Annotated in this window: 13 protein-coding genes; 6 read left to right on the forward strand and 7 right to left on the reverse strand. The window is 56.7% G+C overall.

From position 1 onward, the window contains the following. Positions 1–29: 29 nt before the first annotated feature. From AC6I8A_RS08185 to treA, 3 genes are all read right to left on the reverse strand, one after another. Positions 30–2129, reverse strand: coding sequence for a TonB-dependent siderophore receptor (locus AC6I8A_RS08185; RefSeq protein WP_265297053.1), 2100 nt, complete (start codon positions 2127–2129; stop codon positions 30–32). Between the two features lie 216 nt (positions 2130–2345). Further along, positions 2346–3653, reverse strand: coding sequence for an IS4 family transposase (locus tag AC6I8A_RS08190; protein WP_265303508.1), 1308 nt, complete (start codon positions 3651–3653; stop codon positions 2346–2348). Between the two features lie 140 nt (positions 3654–3793). Continuing rightward, positions 3794–5473 (reverse strand): alpha,alpha-trehalase TreA, encoded by a 1680-nt coding sequence (gene treA / locus AC6I8A_RS08195; protein ID WP_497818292.1) that lies wholly within the window; start codon positions 5471–5473, stop codon positions 3794–3796. Between the two features lie 207 nt (positions 5474–5680). Here treA and ghrA point away from each other — a divergent pair, with 207 nt between their 5' ends. From ghrA to AC6I8A_RS08210, 3 genes are read left to right on the forward strand one after another with little or no spacing between them, the layout of a single operon-like run. Then, the gene (ghrA, locus tag AC6I8A_RS08200) at positions 5681–6619 is read left to right on the forward strand and encodes a glyoxylate/hydroxypyruvate reductase GhrA (protein ID WP_497818293.1); all 939 of its coding nucleotides are present in this window, start codon (positions 5681–5683) and stop codon (positions 6617–6619) included. A gap of 24 nt (positions 6620–6643) precedes the next feature. Further along, complete coding sequence (locus AC6I8A_RS08205; protein WP_256696244.1) at positions 6644–7381, forward strand: phosphatase; 738 nt, start codon at positions 6644–6646, stop codon at positions 7379–7381. 27 nt (positions 7382–7408) lie between these two features. Then, positions 7409–7969, forward strand: coding sequence for a TorD/DmsD family molecular chaperone (locus AC6I8A_RS08210; RefSeq protein WP_008102748.1), 561 nt, complete (start codon positions 7409–7411; stop codon positions 7967–7969). Between the two features lie 3 nt (positions 7970–7972). Here the strand turns inward: AC6I8A_RS08210 and AC6I8A_RS08215 are convergent, their stop codons facing one another. Both AC6I8A_RS08215 and AC6I8A_RS08220 read right to left on the reverse strand, forming a co-directional pair. Then, positions 7973–9334: a CoA transferase gene (locus AC6I8A_RS08215; RefSeq protein WP_293798179.1), complete on the reverse strand. Its 1362-nt coding sequence runs from the start codon at positions 9332–9334 to the stop codon at positions 7973–7975. A gap of 46 nt (positions 9335–9380) precedes the next feature. Continuing rightward, complete coding sequence (locus AC6I8A_RS08220) at positions 9381–10265, reverse strand: DMT family transporter (protein WP_256696247.1); 885 nt, start codon at positions 10263–10265, stop codon at positions 9381–9383. A gap of 190 nt (positions 10266–10455) precedes the next feature. Here AC6I8A_RS08220 and AC6I8A_RS08225 point away from each other — a divergent pair, with 190 nt between their 5' ends. Beyond that, positions 10456–11181, forward strand: coding sequence for a glutamine amidotransferase (locus tag AC6I8A_RS08225; protein WP_497818294.1), 726 nt, complete (start codon positions 10456–10458; stop codon positions 11179–11181). Here AC6I8A_RS08225 and AC6I8A_RS08230 read toward each other — a convergent pair. Next, complete coding sequence (locus AC6I8A_RS08230) at positions 11169–11732, reverse strand: class I SAM-dependent methyltransferase (protein ID WP_061716776.1); 564 nt, start codon at positions 11730–11732, stop codon at positions 11169–11171. The genes AC6I8A_RS08225 and AC6I8A_RS08230 overlap by 13 nt on opposite strands. Before the next feature lie 236 nt (positions 11733–11968). Between AC6I8A_RS08230 and exaC the strand changes: the two genes are divergently transcribed. Together exaC and AC6I8A_RS08240 are read left to right on the forward strand one after the other, a co-directional pair. After that, positions 11969–13489 carry an acetaldehyde dehydrogenase ExaC gene (gene exaC / locus AC6I8A_RS08235; RefSeq protein ID WP_256696249.1) on the forward strand — a complete coding sequence of 507 codons (1521 nt, stop codon included), beginning with the start codon at positions 11969–11971 and terminating at the stop codon, positions 13487–13489. Between the two features lie 176 nt (positions 13490–13665). Continuing rightward, a complete protein-coding gene (locus AC6I8A_RS08240) occupies positions 13666–13878 on the forward strand; it encodes a hypothetical protein (protein WP_265297047.1) in 213 nt (70 codons plus the stop codon). 101 nt (positions 13879–13979) lie between these two features. Here the strand turns inward: AC6I8A_RS08240 and fumA are convergent, their stop codons facing one another. Then, entirely contained in the window at positions 13980–15623 is a 1644-nt protein-coding gene (gene fumA / locus AC6I8A_RS08245) for a class I fumarate hydratase FumA (protein WP_497818295.1), read from the reverse strand. Positions 15624–15741 lie beyond the last annotated feature (118 nt).

Raw genomic sequence — 15741 nt, forward strand, 5'->3', positions numbered from 1 at the left:
AAAAGGATGGCGGATTTTTTTATGCCTGATTAAAAGTCGTAGCCCACCGTAGCCATGACCGTACGCTCGGCACCGCGATAGCAGTAACCGGTGCCATAACAGGCGGCCAGATACTTTTTATCGGTCAGGTTGTTGGCATTCACCTGCAGCCAGGCGCCTTTCAGCTGTGAGTTCCATGCGCCAAGATCGGCGCGAACCGACGCATCAAACAGCGTTACCGATGGCAGACGCGTGGTGTTCTCGTTATCCGCCCACTGTTTGCCGATATAGCGCACACCGGCGCCAGCGCTCAAGCCGTAGTCAAACTGATAATGTCCCCACAACGATGCCATGCTATTCGGCGTGACATATGGCGTATGGCCATCGTTACCGTCCACCGAATCTTTGAAGCGCAGATGATTCAGCGTGTAGCCGGCGATGGTGCTGAAACGTTGCGTCAGCTGATTACGCGCTTCCAACTCGATGCCCTGCGAATGCACTTTGCCCGACGGCGTGTAAGTGCCGTCCAGCACGTTACGGTTGGCGACATCGTCCTGGGTCAAATCGTACACCGCGATTGAGTACATATCGCGCGTGCCCACCGGCTGATATTTTACGCCCGCTTCATATTGCTCTGAGGTGGTCGGTTTCAGCTGATTGCCCTGCGGATCGGTTAACGAGGCTGGCGTTATCGCCTGGCTCCAACTGACGTAAGGCGAGATGCCGTTCTCGAAGGCATACAGCAGCGCGGCGCGGCCGCTGATGTGATCGTCCTGACGACGGCTGGTGCCGTTTTCCGACACAATGCGGTCATAACGTCCCGACAAATCCAGATGCCAGCGATCAAGCTGCAACTCATCCTGCAGATATAAACCGGTTTGATAGTAGCGGCGCGTCTGCGATGTCCAGTCGAAGTCCGGCATGATGCCCACTTCTTCGCCGCTCCACGCATTCAGCGCGCTGGCGGCACCGCTGGCTTTGGTGATGTCATTTTTATAGCGATGGTATTCCGCGCCCAGCGTCACGCGATGCTGCACCGCGCCGGTAGCAAAATCGGCCTGCAAGCGGTTGTCATTCGCCCATGCGCTCAGTGATGAACGCTCGCCGGAGTAGTAGCGGTTCAGCAGGTCAGGATTCGTTGCGTTCCAGCCAATCTGATAAACCTGATCGAGATCGGTATTCGAGTGGCTGTAACTGCCGGTGGAGTACACCGACCAGACTTCGTTGAAGCGATGTGAGAAGTCATAGCTGTAAATCTGCTCGCGACGTTTGAACTGATCGAGCGAACTGTCGCCTTCGTAGAAACTATCGCTCAACTTGCGGCCGTTATGGCTGTAAAGCGTGCCTTCCGCCGGTACCGAACCGTGATAGCCGCCTGAGGGATCTTTCTGCAGGTAGGCGCGCAGCACTAAGTTGGTATCTTCACTTGGCTGCCACATCAGCTGTGGCGAAATCGCATATTTCTCTTCGCGGGTGTGATCGTACTGCGTATCACTGTTGCGCGTGATGCCGGTTAAGCGAAATGCCCACTGATCGTTGATGGCGTTGGAGTAATCAAAGGCAGCGCTGTTGGTGGCGTTGGTGCCGCTCGACAGGCGGAAGTGGCCCTCTTCGGCAAACTGCGGACGCTTGCTCACCATGTTCACTAATCCGCCCGGCACCGTTTGGCCGTAAAGCGCGGAGGAGGGACCTTTGATCACATCAATGCGATCAAGGAACCAGTTGTCCACCTGCAGGATGTTGAAGCTGCCGCCGTCACTCATCACGCGCAGGCCATCGAGGAAGGTGTTGTCGACATCGCCGCCGTGGAAACCACGCAGCGCGATGGTGTCGTAACGCGTGGCGGCCCCGCCGAAGTTGGTGAACACCCCTGGCGTGTAACCCAGCGCCTGGTTGAGATCCTGCGCGCCCTGATCTTCCATCTGCTGACGTGTCACTACCGAGATTGACTGCGGCGTGGTAATCAGCGGTTGATCGCTTTTGCTGGCGCCGCTGCTGCGCGTGGCGAGATAGCCCTGCGTCGGCGAGGTGGCGCTCTCTTGCGGTTGCGCCGTGACGACAAGCGACTCTTCGGCGAAGCTTGCAGCGGGTAAAGCCAGCGCAAGCGTGCACAGAACGCGGCCACGGTTAAGGGTAAACAGCGAGGTCATGAGAGGTTCCTGATATTTAAATGGGAATAGCTATCGATATTAGATTGAGAATTATTATCTTTTGTGGCGGATGTTTCAAGATGTGAGGTTGTTGTAAATGGGGTGTGAGGAAAATACACAGGCAGGGCGGAATTCGATATGAGGCTGTAGGGTGCGCATTAATGCGCACACGGGTTAATGGTCGCCATAAATGGCGTAATGCTCGTCAGTTAAGACTTAATCATGCCGGAACGCATAGCGTTTCGGCTTCTTTTTCACCGCTCGCGGATAATGTCTCGTCCGCCGGGTTGGCAGCACGAAGCTTCCCGCCATCGCCATTATTTCATCTATTATTCTCGGAATTTTTCCCGGCGCTACCGCAGGCAGGAGTCTCAGTTGACCTGTCAGGTACAGTGCCGCCTGCTTAAACCCCAGCTGATAAGGCTCCACGTTTTTCAGGCTATAGGCCATCTGCGCCATCATAAAACGCAGCAGGTTATACGCCAGCGCAACGCCCCATAACTCCTGCTTCACCAGTTCCGGTGTTTTGCTTCTCAGCGTGAGCTCGTTGTTCAACAGATGCTGCTTCATCTCCCGGAAGCCATGTTCTATTTCCCAGCGATGTCCATAAAGATCAACGATATCCCCTCCCGGATATCGCAATGGATCGCACATTGACGTCAGGATTTTCACCACTCTCCCGTTAACCTTTTTGCTTATCAGTCGCGCCGTCAGCGTTTCCGGCACATCTTTCCATTTTTTACGCGCCTGCCACGACAGGTCCAGTTCTATCAGCTCGCTGCCTGAGCCCTGTTTTTGCAGAACACGGTATTTTGCATCGTTGCGCAGAGGTAGCATCCAGTGTCTTTCCACCCCCGAGGTCTGCCAGTAATGCAGGAAGCCGGGCGCATAGAAGCCTTTATCCAGGATCGTTAGCGAGTGATCCGGCGTCTGTCCCACCAGTTGTGCCGCAAGATCAACCTCGCTGGTTTCGGTCACGCTGCCAAAGCTCACGCCCGATAAGAGATGGCTTGTCAGCTCCATCTGGCAGACCATGCGCAGCTGAGGCCAGTCAGACTGACTGTGTGCATTTGCCGTCCGCCCAAAGGCCTTATCGTTTTCCGGCGTATCGGGGGCCCGCCACAGCGTGCCGTCGACCGCCAGCAGTGTCAGGCCGTTCCAGTGTGACAGCGGTGTTTTATCAAACCAGAGCTGGCGTGACTTTTCAAAGACCCGGCGGACCACGTCTTCTCCGAGCCGCTGACGCGCCTGCACAACCGCGCTGGTCGCGACGAATGGGCGCTTGCCCGGCAAAACGATATCCAGATGAGAAACAATCTGGTTCATGGAAAGCGAGCGGAACAGGGCCATGCCGGTAACGGCCCAGACCATCATCTCCATTGGAAGACGGCGTTTTCGCACGGTCACGATACCAGTATCAGCCAGGCATTCGTCGATGAGTTCAGGCGAGAGCAGATCGGAGAGCGCGGAGAACTCTTTGGGCGTAAAGTTAAGAACGGCATCGAGAGCCTGACTGAGTAACATAAAAAAATCCGTAATTCCTGTGAGATTACGGATTTTTGCAGAACTGGAGGATCGTTCAACCGATCATTTCGGGCTTAACTGATCGGCATTACGCCATAAATGGCGACCCTGCGACGGCTACGTATTGACCAGGAAAAACGTTACTTCGCGCTACTCAAAACCGGCATATTCGGGATATCGCCGGCGTTATTACAGGTTTTGTCTTTCGGACAGTAATTATCCAGCAGCTTCAGCGTCACGCCGTTGGTCCAGCCGAAGCCATCCTGCAGCGGATATTCGCCGCCGCCACCGCCACCCAACTGCGCGCCTTCAACCACATATTTCTCGACCAGCTTATGCTCCTTGTCGTAGGTGGCCTGCACGTTCTGCAGGAAGCGCTGACCAATCTGCTGCGCCAGTTTCGGCTGTTTGTAATGCTCAAGACCTTCCACCGCCACCCATTGCAGCGGCGCCCAGCCGTTTGGCGCATCCCATTGCTGGCCGTTATTCACCGTGGTGGTCACCAGACCGCCCGGTTTCAGTAGCTGTTTTTCAACAGCGGAAGCGGTGCGCTCAGCTTGCTTATCGCTCGCCACCTGCATATAGAGCGGGAACAGCGTGGCGGCGGTCAGCTGCGAATGAACCTGCTTCTTCTGGAAATCGTAATCGGCGTACCAGCCTTTTTTGTCATCCCAAAGATAGCGATTGATCGCCGCCTGACGTTTTTCGGCATCCGCCGCGAACTGTTTGGCTTTGTCATCCTGCTTATCCAGTTTGGACGCTTTAGACAATGTCTGTTCGAGGTGGAAAATCAGGCTGTTGAGATCGACCGGCGCCAGTTGCGTGGTACGAATCGACGCCAGATTGTGCGCATCAGTGAACCAGCGCGAACTGAAATCCCAGCCTGATGCCGCGCCTGCACGCAAATCGCGATAAACCTGCTGCTTATTACGCTCCGGCGCTTTATTCGCGGTGTTGACGTCATCAAGCCAGGATTCGGTACGCGGCGCATCACGATCGTCCCAGTAACGGTTAAGCAGCGTACCGTCGCTGAGTTTGATCACGCGTTTGCTGGCCTGGCCGGCTGCCACTTTGTCGCTGTCTGCCATCCAGTAATCGTACTCTTTCTGCAGCTGCGGCAGGTATTGGCGATAGACATCGTCACCTTTGTGCGTTGCCAGCAGGTCAACCATCAGGCTAAAGAACGGCGGCTGCGAGCGGCTAAGATAGTAGCTGCGGTTACCGTTGGGAATATGGCCATATTTATCGAGTTCGGTGGCGAAGTTATCCACCATATCCTGCACGCGATCCCAGTGACCGCTCTCCGCCAGGCCGAGCATGGTGAAGTAGCTGTCCCAGTAATAGACTTCGCGGAACCGGCCGCCCGGCACCACATAAGGTTTTGGCAGCGGCAGCAGCGAATCATACTGGCTGGCACTTTGCGCGGTACGTGTCAGCACCGGCCACAAACCGTTGATGTGCTCGCGCAGGCTTTGCCCGGCGGGCGGCACATATTTGTCTCCCTCTTTTGGCAGCGTAAAATTGCTGTCGACAAAATGCTTGAGATCGAAGTTGCGCTGGTTTTTCTGCATCTGCCAGTCGGCCAGAATCGATGAGGGATTGGATTTCGGCACCGCGTCGGCGAAGGTTTTCTGGTCCGGATAAAATTTCGCCTGCTGCACCGCATTGAAAAGCGGTCCCAGACGCACATCTGGCGGCTGCGGCTGGTTGCTGAGCATGCGGCTTTGGTCATCGGCGTGCGCGGCGCTGGCAGCGGCCAGCAACGCGGCGCTGAGTAAAAAGGTCAGACGCGCGGGCGTGAATACGGCATTTTTTATCATCGGTTTTTCTCCTTGTCCGAAAAGGTGGTGTGCTAACGCATTGACCACTCGAACAACTTTAGTCGCAATCGCACCGCTTAGCCTTGTACAGCGGTGGAAATGTGAAGCGCCCGGAATTAATCACGCGAGAAATTGCATCAAGGCTAAGGTTTTTGCTTGCCCTGTTCGGTTATTTGCCTGAGGCTGAAGCAAAAAAAGGAGAGTCGAATGGAGATTATCTGGTATCACCCGTCGCTGGCACCGCAGGGCTGGCTGGACGGTTTGCGTCAGCGTTTACCTGAGGCACGCGTGCGTTACTGGCAGCCGGGCGACAATGCACCGGCCGATTATGCGGTGGTGCGTTCGCCGCCGGTTGAGATGCTGGCGGGCCGTCAGCTGAAAGGCGTGTTTGCTATGGGCGCGGGCGTGGACGAAATCCTCAAGCAGCTGCGTGACAACCCACAAATGTTGGCTGACAATGTGCCATTATTCCGTCTGGAAGATACCGGCATGGCGCGCCAGATGCAGGAATACGCCAACTGGTGCGTGCTGGGCTGGTTCCGCCGTTTCGCGGAGTATCGTCAACTGCAGCAGCAGGCGAACTGGCAGGAGCTGGATGGTGTCGATCGCGAAAATTTCACCATTGGCGTGCTCGGCGCGGGCGTGTTAGGCCGTAGCGTGCTGGAAAGTTTGCGTCAATGGGGCTTCCCGTTACGCAGCTGGAGCCGTTCGCCGAAGCACATCGACGGCGTGCAAAGCTTCCATGGCCGCGATCAGCTCAATGCCTTCCTTGATGGCACGCAGGTGCTGATCGATCTGCTGCCTACCACGCCGGAAACCACCAACCTCATCGATAGCCAACTGCTCAGCGCGTTGCCGCGCGGTGCCAGCTTCCTTAATCTGGCGCGCGGTGCGCATGTGGTGGAAGCCGATCTGCTGGCAGCGTTGAACAGCGGTCAACTGGCCGCCGCCGCGCTGGATGTGTTCCAGACCGAGCCGCTGCCGCCGCAGCATCCGTTGTGGTCTCATCCGCATGTCACAATCACGCCACATACTGCAGCGATTACCTTGCCAGCCGAGGCGATGGATTACATTGCGGATGCCATACTTGCTCTGGAGCAAGGTCAACAGCCGGGTGGTTTGGTCGATCGCCAGCGCGGTTATTAATTCACATTGGGTCAGGAGATGAAGATGTATCCCGTTGATTTACATATGCATACCGTTGCCAGCACGCATGCTTACAGCACGCTGCATGATTATGTGGCGCAGGCGAAACAGAATGGTTTGAAGCTGTTCGCGATTACCGATCACGGCCCGGACATGGCTGATGCGCCGCACTATTGGCACTTCGTCAACATGCGCATTTGGCCGCGGGTGATTGATGGCGTTGGCGTGCTGCGCGGTATTGAAGCCAACATCAAAAATCAGCAGGGCGAGATCGATTGCAGCGGCCCGATGCTGGATGCGCTGGATCTGATCGTCGCGGGCTTCCACGAACCGGTTTATGCACCGCGTGATAAAAAGCATCACACCGAAGCGATGATTGCGGCGATGGCGGGCGGTTTGGTGCATATCATTTCGCATCCGGGCAACCCGAAATTCCCGGTGGATATCCGCGCAATAGCCGAAGCCGCCGCGCATTATGATGTGGCGCTGGAGATCAACAACTCCTCCTTTACCCATTCGCGCCTCGGCAGCGAACCGAACTGTCGCGCCATTGCCGAAGCGGTGCGCGATGCGGGGGGGAAACTGGCATTTGGCTCCGATTCGCATACGGCGTTTACGCTGGGAAATTTCGAACACTGCCTGCGCATCACCAGCGAAGTGGATTTTCCTGAAGATCGCGTGTTAAATGTCACGCCGCGTCGCCTGCTCGATTTCCTCGAACAGCGCACCGGTAAAACGATTGCCGAATTTGCTGATTTTTAACTTTTTTGCCTCAAGGAATTCTGTTGCATGAATGAGTTTTCCATTCTCTGCCGCGTCATCGGCTCGCTGTTTAATCGCCAGCCGCAGGATCCGCTGCTGGTGCCACTGTTCACTCTGCTGCGTGAAGGCAAACTGCAACAGCAGTGGCCGCTGGAGCAGGATGAACTGTTGACGCGCCTGCAGCAGAATAGCGATCCGCAGGCGCTGGCCGCCGACTACAACGCGCTGTTTGTTGGCAGCGACTGCAGCGTGCCGCCGTACGCATCCCAATGGCCGAACGGGGTTGCTGAAGCAGACGTGCGTGCGTTTCTCAGCGCGCGCGGCATGCCGCTGAGCGAAGCGCCCGCCGATCACTTTGGCGTGTTGCTGCTGGCAGCATCGTGGCTGGAAGATCAGTCAGCGGAAGATGAATCCGCCGCGCAGCTGGCGCTGTTTGACGAGTATCTGCTGCCGTGGTGCGGCGCGTTCCTCGGCAAAGTGGAAGCGCACGCGACCACCGCATTTTATCGCACGCTGGCGGCGCTGAGCCGTGAGGCGATTCAGGCGATGTACGACGAGCTGAACGAAGAGCAGGGCGACGAGGCCTAATCGTCACCAGCTGGCTGCGCTGCGGCCGAGCTTGACGCCCGGCGTCGCGCAGATCATTGGCGTGCCGGGCAAATACGCTGCGGCACGCAATCTCTCGGCAATTCCCCACTGATTAATCTCTATCGCGCTCAACGCGTCATCGTGCTGCGCGTGAATACCGTTTTGCACATTCTCCGGCGCGGCACCGAACTGCTGTAATAGCCGCGCAGTGCGTGCCAGCGAGAGGCGCGCCTGCCAGCCAACGCCATTGATCAACCGCTGACGTAAACCTTCCAGCACCGCCGCAGCCATCAGATAGCCAGTGGCGTGATCGAGCGCCTGCACCGGCAGCGGCGTTGGCTGGTTATTGCCGCTCCAGCGCATGCCTTGTTCGGCGATGCCGCAGCCCATCTGCACCAGGCTGTCGAAGCCGCGCCGGTTGCGCCACGGCCCGCTCCAGCCCCACGCATTGAGGCTGACATCCACTAAGCCCGGCGCGAGTTTGCGGCGCGTCTCAGCATCCAGCCCGAGTTTTTCCAGCGCATCAGCGCGATAACCGTGTACCAGCACATCGCTGTGCTGCAACAGCTGGCGCAGCTGTTCACGCCCCGCGCGGGATTTGATATCAAGCCGCGCACAGCGTTTGCCGCAGGTGATCTCCTCTTCGAGCGTTGGTTCGTGCCAGTCGGGCGGATCGATACGCAGCACTTGCGCGCCGAGGCTGGCGAGAAAACGCGTCGCTACCGGACCGGCGATGATGCGCGTGAGGTCCAACACGCGCACGCCGAGCAGCGGGCGCGCGGGTGATAACGACCAGGCAGGCGCGGGTGCAGCGTCGGTGGCCTGTTGGGCAATCAACGCTTCCTGCTGCACGGCGCTGCCTTGCGGATGTTGCAGCCATTGCGCTTCGCTACGCATCTGCGCGGCGCAGCCGCCAGCATCAATCACCGCCTGTTCCAGCGTCGCGGCGGGCCAGCGTGCCACCGCATCGGCCAGCGCGGCACGATTGGCATGCTGGCCGAGCACGTGCTCCATCGCCGCACGATGATGAGCCGCATTGGTGTGCAGACGAATCCAGCCGTCGGCGCTGGCGTAATCACCGGCAAATTCATCCCATAGCGCGGCAGGCGGTCGATTAAGCGGAATCAGGCTGTGCTGAAACCAGCGCGAGGCGAGACGAACATTGATGCTGACCGGCGCGGCCTGGCCGAGCAGATCGCTCAACGCCTGGCTGGCAAGACCAATGCTGGTGGCCGCCAGTTCACTGACCGCAAAGGCAGAAGAAAAGGTGTCGGGCTGGAGAAAAGTAGGCGAGGGAAGCGGGTCCGCGCCTCGCAATCCCTGCCACATTTGCTGCCACAGTGCGGCAGCACGTTGAGAATCCATGTTGAGTCTCCGGAAAACGCGCGAGACTCAAGCATAGCAGAGCGGATTAACGGCGGCGCAAGCGCGGGAAACGCGCGTGCATCCGCAGGTTGCGCAGGTTGATTACCGCAATGGCGGTGCCCAGCACCACCAATGAGGCGCCGAGAATCTTAAAGCTGTTCATGCTGTCACCTAAGACAAAAACGCCCATCAACACCGCCAGTACCGGTGTCAGCAGCGAATAAGGCATGATCAGGTTGACGTTGTACTTCTTCAGCAGCGCGTACCACAGCGTGTACGCCACAATTGACGAGGCGAGGGCGCTATACAGAATACCAAACCAGCCGCGCCAGCCCGCATGGCTCAATGCGTAAAACTGATTGGATTCGGTCAGCCACGAAGCGGCACCGACAATCGGCACCGCAAGGAAGGAGATCCAGCCGGTCAGCGTCAGCGGTTTTATCGGCGGTGATTTTTTCACAATCATATTGCTGATTGCCCAGCCAAACGCGCTGCACAGCAGAATACACAGCACCCACCAGGCCGGAATAGTCGGGCTGCCCGACAGCACCGCGACGCCGCTCAGCGAAATGGCGATGCCGATCAGTTGCACCAGGCGTAATTTCTCTTTCAAAATCACCATCGCCAGCAGCATGGCAATCGGCGTGCCGAGCTGAACCACGATGGCGCCGGTGCCGGCATCGGTGTAGCGCATGCCGACAAACAGCAGCGAGAAATGCATAAAACCGAAGGTGAATGCCAGCGTTAACAGCCACGGCAATTGTGCGCGCGTGATGCGGCAAAACGGCACCAGCACAACCGCTACCACTACAAAGCGCATCCAGGTGAGAAACAGCGGCGGAAGTTCCAGCAATCCCCACTTCACCGCCACGTTGTTGAAAGCCCAGATGGAAACCACCATCAGAACCATTAAAAAATGCCGCACTGCCACAAGGTCTTCCTTAAGCATCAACAAGGATTATCACCGGCTAATGATGGCATGAAGCCGTCGACTTCGGACATGTCTGACAAAACTTTTTTCGCATAAGCATTAGCTTATGCAGGAAAAAAATAAGACATGTCGTTGATTTACTGTCAAAGTGGATGTCCGAAAGGCGACCATAACGAGGACCGTATTCGGCATGACACACACCCGCGCTTTACCTCTTGCTCTGATTCAACTCGAAGTCCCGCCGCCGCAGGTTGTGGCACAAATTGGTGAACAACCCCGCTGGTTTATCGACGCGCTGCAATTGCAGCCCGATGACTATGTGATTGTGCGTCCGCATCTGGGTGATGATTTACCGGCCTTTGACCGCGTCAGCGGCGCGATCCTCAGTGGTTCGTGGGCGATGGTTACCGATCACGCCGACTGGAGCGAACGCACCGCCGCCTGGATTCGGGGCGCGCTGGAAGCGGATCTGCCGCTGCTTGGCGTCTGTTACGGACATCAATTGATGGCGTATGCGCTGGGTGGCAAAGTGGGCGATAACCCGCATGGCTGGGAGCGTGGACTGAAACCGCTGACGCGCAGCGCGCAGGCGCACAACGATCCGTGGCTGGCTGCGTTACCAGGCGAATTTCAGGCGTGGTTATCGCATCGGCAATCGGTGTTAACACCGCCGCAGCATGCGCAGGTGCTGGCGAGTTCGGCGCAGGATGACTGTCAGATTTTGCGTTATTCGCCGCAGGCGCTGTCTGTGCAGTTCCATCCGGAATTTACCCGCGACATTATGAGCGCCTGTTTACCGGCGGGAGTGTGTGACGATGGTACGCAATTGGTGGGGGAAGATTGGTCGCGCGAACTGTTGCGCCGCTTCTGGCTGCAAACGCAGCCGCAGCCGCGCGCAAAGGCTCAGGGCGCGTAGTTACGCGTGCAGCGATAAACCCACGCGGGTGGCATGTTTTTCAGCACCCGCTGGCGTTCCCAGGTGAAGTAGCGTGACAAATTTGGCTGAGTGAACGAGGTGTATTGAAACTGCACGAATACGCCGCGTGGACCCAGCGCATCATGCACCGCGCTGAGAATGTTGTCGCGCGTGGCGGGCGGCAATGACAGCAGCGGCAAGCCAGAGAAAATTACATCATATTCCCCCGCAAGATATTCCGCCGAGCAGGCGCGCACCTGCATACGCGCATCGGGCAATCCCCGCAGGCTTTTCACCAGTTCCGGGCTGATTTCGAATACATCAAGCTGTGCTTGCGGTGACATACGCGACAGCACGTGGCGTGTGAGCACGCCGTCACCGGCGCCGAGTTCGGCGATACGCAGGCTGTTATCCCAATTCACCGCATCGCACATGGTGCGGCACAGCGCGGCGGAAGAGGGCGTGATGCTGCCCATTTTGCGCGGGTTACGGATGAATTGCTGAACAAAGTTCGCTTTGGCGCGCATTAACGTCAGGGCTGAAGCCAACATCTGTTTCTCCTGGTTAGTATCCTGCTTCATATTGACCACATATTTCGGCCATGTTCCGCTTTTTGCGGCATAACCGGGAAAACTCGGAATTATCTGTAGCGGCTTACGCACGCCACATTTCCTTCGATGCGGTCACAGTTTCCCCTTCTGCGATCTGACAGGCTGGCGTTGATCGCTCAATGTTAATAACAGGTTCATAGTTGTTAATAGCCACTCTGTCCGCAAGGAGAAACACCATGCGTTACGCTGCCCCGGGAGAACAAGGTTCTCTCATTACTTTGCAATCGCGTTATGGCAACTTTATCAACGGCGAATTTGTTGCGCCGGTGAACGGTAATTACTTCGTCAACACCTCACCGATTAATGCTTCCACCATTGGCGAGTTCCCACGCTCGGATCGTGCCGATATCGATAACGCCGTGGCTGCCGCCCAGGCCGCTGCCGATGCGTGGGGCAAAACCTCACCGCAGGCGCGCTCGCTGGTGCTGCTGAAAATTGCCGACCGGCTGGAAGAGAATCTGGAATACATCGCGGTCAACGAAACCTGGGATAACGGCAAGCCGGTGCGTGAAACGCTGGCAGCGGATCTGCCGCTGGCGGTCGATCACTTCCGCTATTTCGCTGGTTGCGTGCGTGCGCAGGAAGGCACCGCTGCTGAAATCGATGAGTTCACCGCTGCCTATCATTTCCACGAACCGCTGGGTGTGGTCGGGCAAATTATTCCGTGGAACTTCCCGCTGCTGATGGCGGCATGGAAATTGGCACCGGCACTGGGCGCAGGCAACTGCGTGGTGCTGAAACCGGCCGAGCAAACGCCGCTGTCGATTACGCTGTTTATGGAAGTGATCAAAGATCTGTTGCCGCCGGGCGTGATTAATGTGGTGCACGGCTACGGTAAAGAGGCGGGCGAAGCGCTGGCGTCACATTCGGGCATCGCCAAAATCGCCTTTACCGGTTCCACCGCCACCGGCGGCCATATTCTGGAGCTGGCGGCGAAAAGTCTGATTCCGTCCACCGTTGAACTGGGCGGTAAATCGCCGAATATCTTCTTTGAAGACATCATGGATGCCGAAGAGAGTTTCATTGAGAAAGCGGCCGAAGGCGTGGTGCTGGGCTTCCTTAATCAGGGTGAAGTTTGTACCTGTCCGTCACGCGCGCTGGTGCAGGAATCAATCTTTGAGCCGTTTATGGCGGCGGTGATGAAGCGTATCAAATCCATCAAACGTGGCGATCCGCTTGATACCGAAACCATGATTGGCGCGCAGGCGTCGCAGCAGCAGTTCGATAAAATTCTCTCCTATCTGGAGATTGCGCAGCAAGAGGGCGCGCAGGTGCTGCACGGCGGCGGCGTCGAGAAAGTGGGCGAGGAGTTGGCCAGCGGCTACTACATCCAGCCAACGCTGTTGAAAGGCGATAACAGCATGCGCGTGTTCCAGGAAGAGATCTTTGGCCCGGTGGTTGGCGTGCTGACCTTCAAAGATGAAGCGGAAGCGCTGGCTATCGCCAATGACTCGATTTACGGGCTTGGCGCCGGCGTCTGGACGCGCGATATCAACCGCGCCTATCGCATGGGCCGCGCGATCAAAGCCGGTCGCGTGTGGACCAACTGTTATCACCTCTATCCGGCACATGCGGCGTTTGGCGGCTATAAGAAATCGGGGATTGGCCGCGAAACCCACAAAATGATGCTCGACCATTATCAGCAGACTAAAAACCTACTGGTGAGCTACAGCACGCAACCGCTTGGTTTCTTCTGACTAATAACGGCAGCGGAACAATACCGCTGCCGATTCATCTCCTCGTCATCTCGTGACTGCAGTATAAGATTACGGCACAAGAATCTTCTGATCGAAGTGGCGTGTTTAAGCCATGTCTTGTGGTGTTTAAAGGGGGCGGTTGGGCAGAATGGTCCACCTATTTTCAAGGAGAACCCATGAACACGTTGTACAACTATCTTGAACAGCAAGACGATCTGCTGGACGCTGTGGAACAAAATATTATTACCGTGAACCTGCCGGGTCGTCAGGCGATCTACGTAATTGGTCAGAACGATGCTGACTTGCTGATCGAAGTTAAAGCACGCGAAGCGGCGGCTGCGCAACGAATGGAAACGCTGCGTCAACTGGAGAGTCAGTTTCGTTTTTAACTGTGTTGCACTACCTTATTCGATGACCAATTCGCCAGAAATATCGCAATAAAAAAGCCGCTATCACACGATAACGGCTTTTTTGTGGCGCGATGCGAGGATTACTTCACGCAGGCGGCACAGTTGTTGTGAATCTGCTGGAAGAAGTCGTTACCTTTGTCATCCACCAGAATGAACGCCGGGAAGTTTTCCACTTCAATTTTCCAGATCGCTTCCATGCCGAGTTCGGCATACTCCACGCATTCCAGACTCTTAATACTCTGCTGTGCCAGCACCGCTGCCGGGCCGCCGATACTGCCCAGGTAGAAGCCGCCGTGTTTATGACACGCATCGGTAACCTGCTTGCTGCGGTTGCCCTTCGCCAGCATCACCATGCTGCCGCCGTTGGCCTGCAGCAGATCAACATAGGAATCCATACGACCTGCAGTAGTTGGGCCGAGTGAACCGGAGGCATAACCTTCTGGTGTCTTCGCCGGACCCGCGTAATAGACCGGATGATCTTTGATGTACTGCGGCAGACCTTCGCCGTTGTCGATACGCTCTTTCAGCTTGGCGTGCGCAATATCACGCGCCACGATGATGGTGCCGTTCAGCGACAAACGCGTTGAAACCGGATAAGCCGACAGCAGCGCCAGAATCTCACCCATCGGCTGGTTCAGATCGACATGCACCACTTCGCCTTCGCCCTGCTGACGCAATTCTTCCGGAATATAGCGGCCTGGATTGTCTTCCATCTTCTCAATCCAGATACCTTCACGGTTGATCTTAGCTTTGATGTTACGGTCCGCAGAGCAAGATACGCCCATACCTACCGGGCAGGATGCGCCATGACGCGGCAGGCGCACCACGCGGATATCGTGCGCAAAGTATTTACCGCCAAACTGCGCGCCGAGGCCCAGCTCCTGCGAGGCTTTCAGCAGTTCTTCTTCCAGCTGAATGTCACGGAAAGCCTGACCGTGTTCATTACCTTCGGTCGGCAGCGAATCGTAATAGTGGGTTGAGGCCAGTTTGACCGTTTTTAGCGTGGCTTCTGCTGAAGTACCGCCAATCACAAACGCGATGTGGTAGGGCGGGCAAGCGGCGGTACCCAGCGACATCATCTTATCGACCAGATAGTTCTTCAGCTTAGCTGGGGTAATCAGCGCTTTGGTTTCCTGATACAGATAGGTTTTATTGGCGGAGCCGCCACCTTTGGCAATGCACAGGAATTTGTATTCGTCGCCATCAACGCTGTACAGGTCGATCTGCGCCGGCAGGTTGGTGCCGGTATTCACCTCTTTATACATATCCAGCGCAGCATTCTGTGAATAGCGCAGGTTATCTTCAATAAAGGTGTTGTAGACGCCTTGCGACAGCGCCGCTTCATCGCCGCCGCCGGTCCAGACGCGCTGGCCTTTTTTGCCCATGATGATAGCGGTACCGGTATCCTGACAGGTTGGCAGCACACCTTTGGCGGCGATTTCAGAGTTGCGCAGGAATTGCAGGGCAACGTATTTGTCGTTCTTGCTGGCTTCGTCGTCGGCAAGAATTGACGCGACCTGCGCCTGATGCGAGGCGCGCAGCATGAAGGAAGCATCGTGGAATGCCTGCTTCGCCAGCAGCGTCAGCGCTTTGGGATCGACTTTCAGGACTTCTTCGCCATCGAAGTTGGCCACCGAGACGTAATCCGTGCTCAGCAGGTAGTATTCGGTATCATCTTTGGCGAGAGGAAAGGGATTCTGATAATAGAAGGGTTTGTTCGACATGTTGGCTCACTTAGCTTCGTGTTACCCGCCAGCATGACGGGCGACAAATTAGGCAGTCTGTTATTCGATTTTCTCTCGCCAGCCCTCCGCAGGGGCTGACTGGCGAGCATCATAACAT

Source organism: Pantoea sp. X-Soil-ISGK-275, from assembly GCF_059730795.1.

What these genes read in the sequence shown, in the direction of transcription:
- AC6I8A_RS08240 (WP_265297047.1), top strand. Translation starts at nt 13,666, where the DNA reads ATGAACACGTTGTACAACTATCTTGAACAGCAAGACGATCTGCTGGAC.
- ghrA (WP_497818293.1), top strand. Translation starts at nt 5,681, where the DNA reads ATGGAGATTATCTGGTATCACCCGTCGCTGGCACCGCAGGGCTGGCTG.
- AC6I8A_RS08215 (WP_293798179.1), bottom strand. Translation starts at nt 9,334, where the DNA reads ATGGATTCTCAACGTGCTGCCGCACTGTGGCAGCAAATGTGGCAGGGA.
- fumA (WP_497818295.1), bottom strand. Translation starts at nt 15,623, where the DNA reads ATGTCGAACAAACCCTTCTATTATCAGAATCCCTTTCCTCTCGCCAAA.
- AC6I8A_RS08210 (WP_008102748.1), top strand. Translation starts at nt 7,409, where the DNA reads ATGAATGAGTTTTCCATTCTCTGCCGCGTCATCGGCTCGCTGTTTAAT.
- AC6I8A_RS08230 (WP_061716776.1), bottom strand. Translation starts at nt 11,732, where the DNA reads ATGTTGGCTTCAGCCCTGACGTTAATGCGCGCCAAAGCGAACTTTGTT.
- AC6I8A_RS08225 (WP_497818294.1), top strand. Translation starts at nt 10,456, where the DNA reads ATGACACACACCCGCGCTTTACCTCTTGCTCTGATTCAACTCGAAGTC.
- AC6I8A_RS08205 (WP_256696244.1), top strand. Translation starts at nt 6,644, where the DNA reads ATGTATCCCGTTGATTTACATATGCATACCGTTGCCAGCACGCATGCT.
- treA (WP_497818292.1), bottom strand. Translation starts at nt 5,473, where the DNA reads ATGATAAAAAATGCCGTATTCACGCCCGCGCGTCTGACCTTTTTACTC.
- AC6I8A_RS08185 (WP_265297053.1), bottom strand. Translation starts at nt 2,129, where the DNA reads ATGACCTCGCTGTTTACCCTTAACCGTGGCCGCGTTCTGTGCACGCTT.
- exaC (WP_256696249.1), top strand. Translation starts at nt 11,969, where the DNA reads ATGCGTTACGCTGCCCCGGGAGAACAAGGTTCTCTCATTACTTTGCAA.
- AC6I8A_RS08190 (WP_265303508.1), bottom strand. Translation starts at nt 3,653, where the DNA reads ATGTTACTCAGTCAGGCTCTCGATGCCGTTCTTAACTTTACGCCCAAA.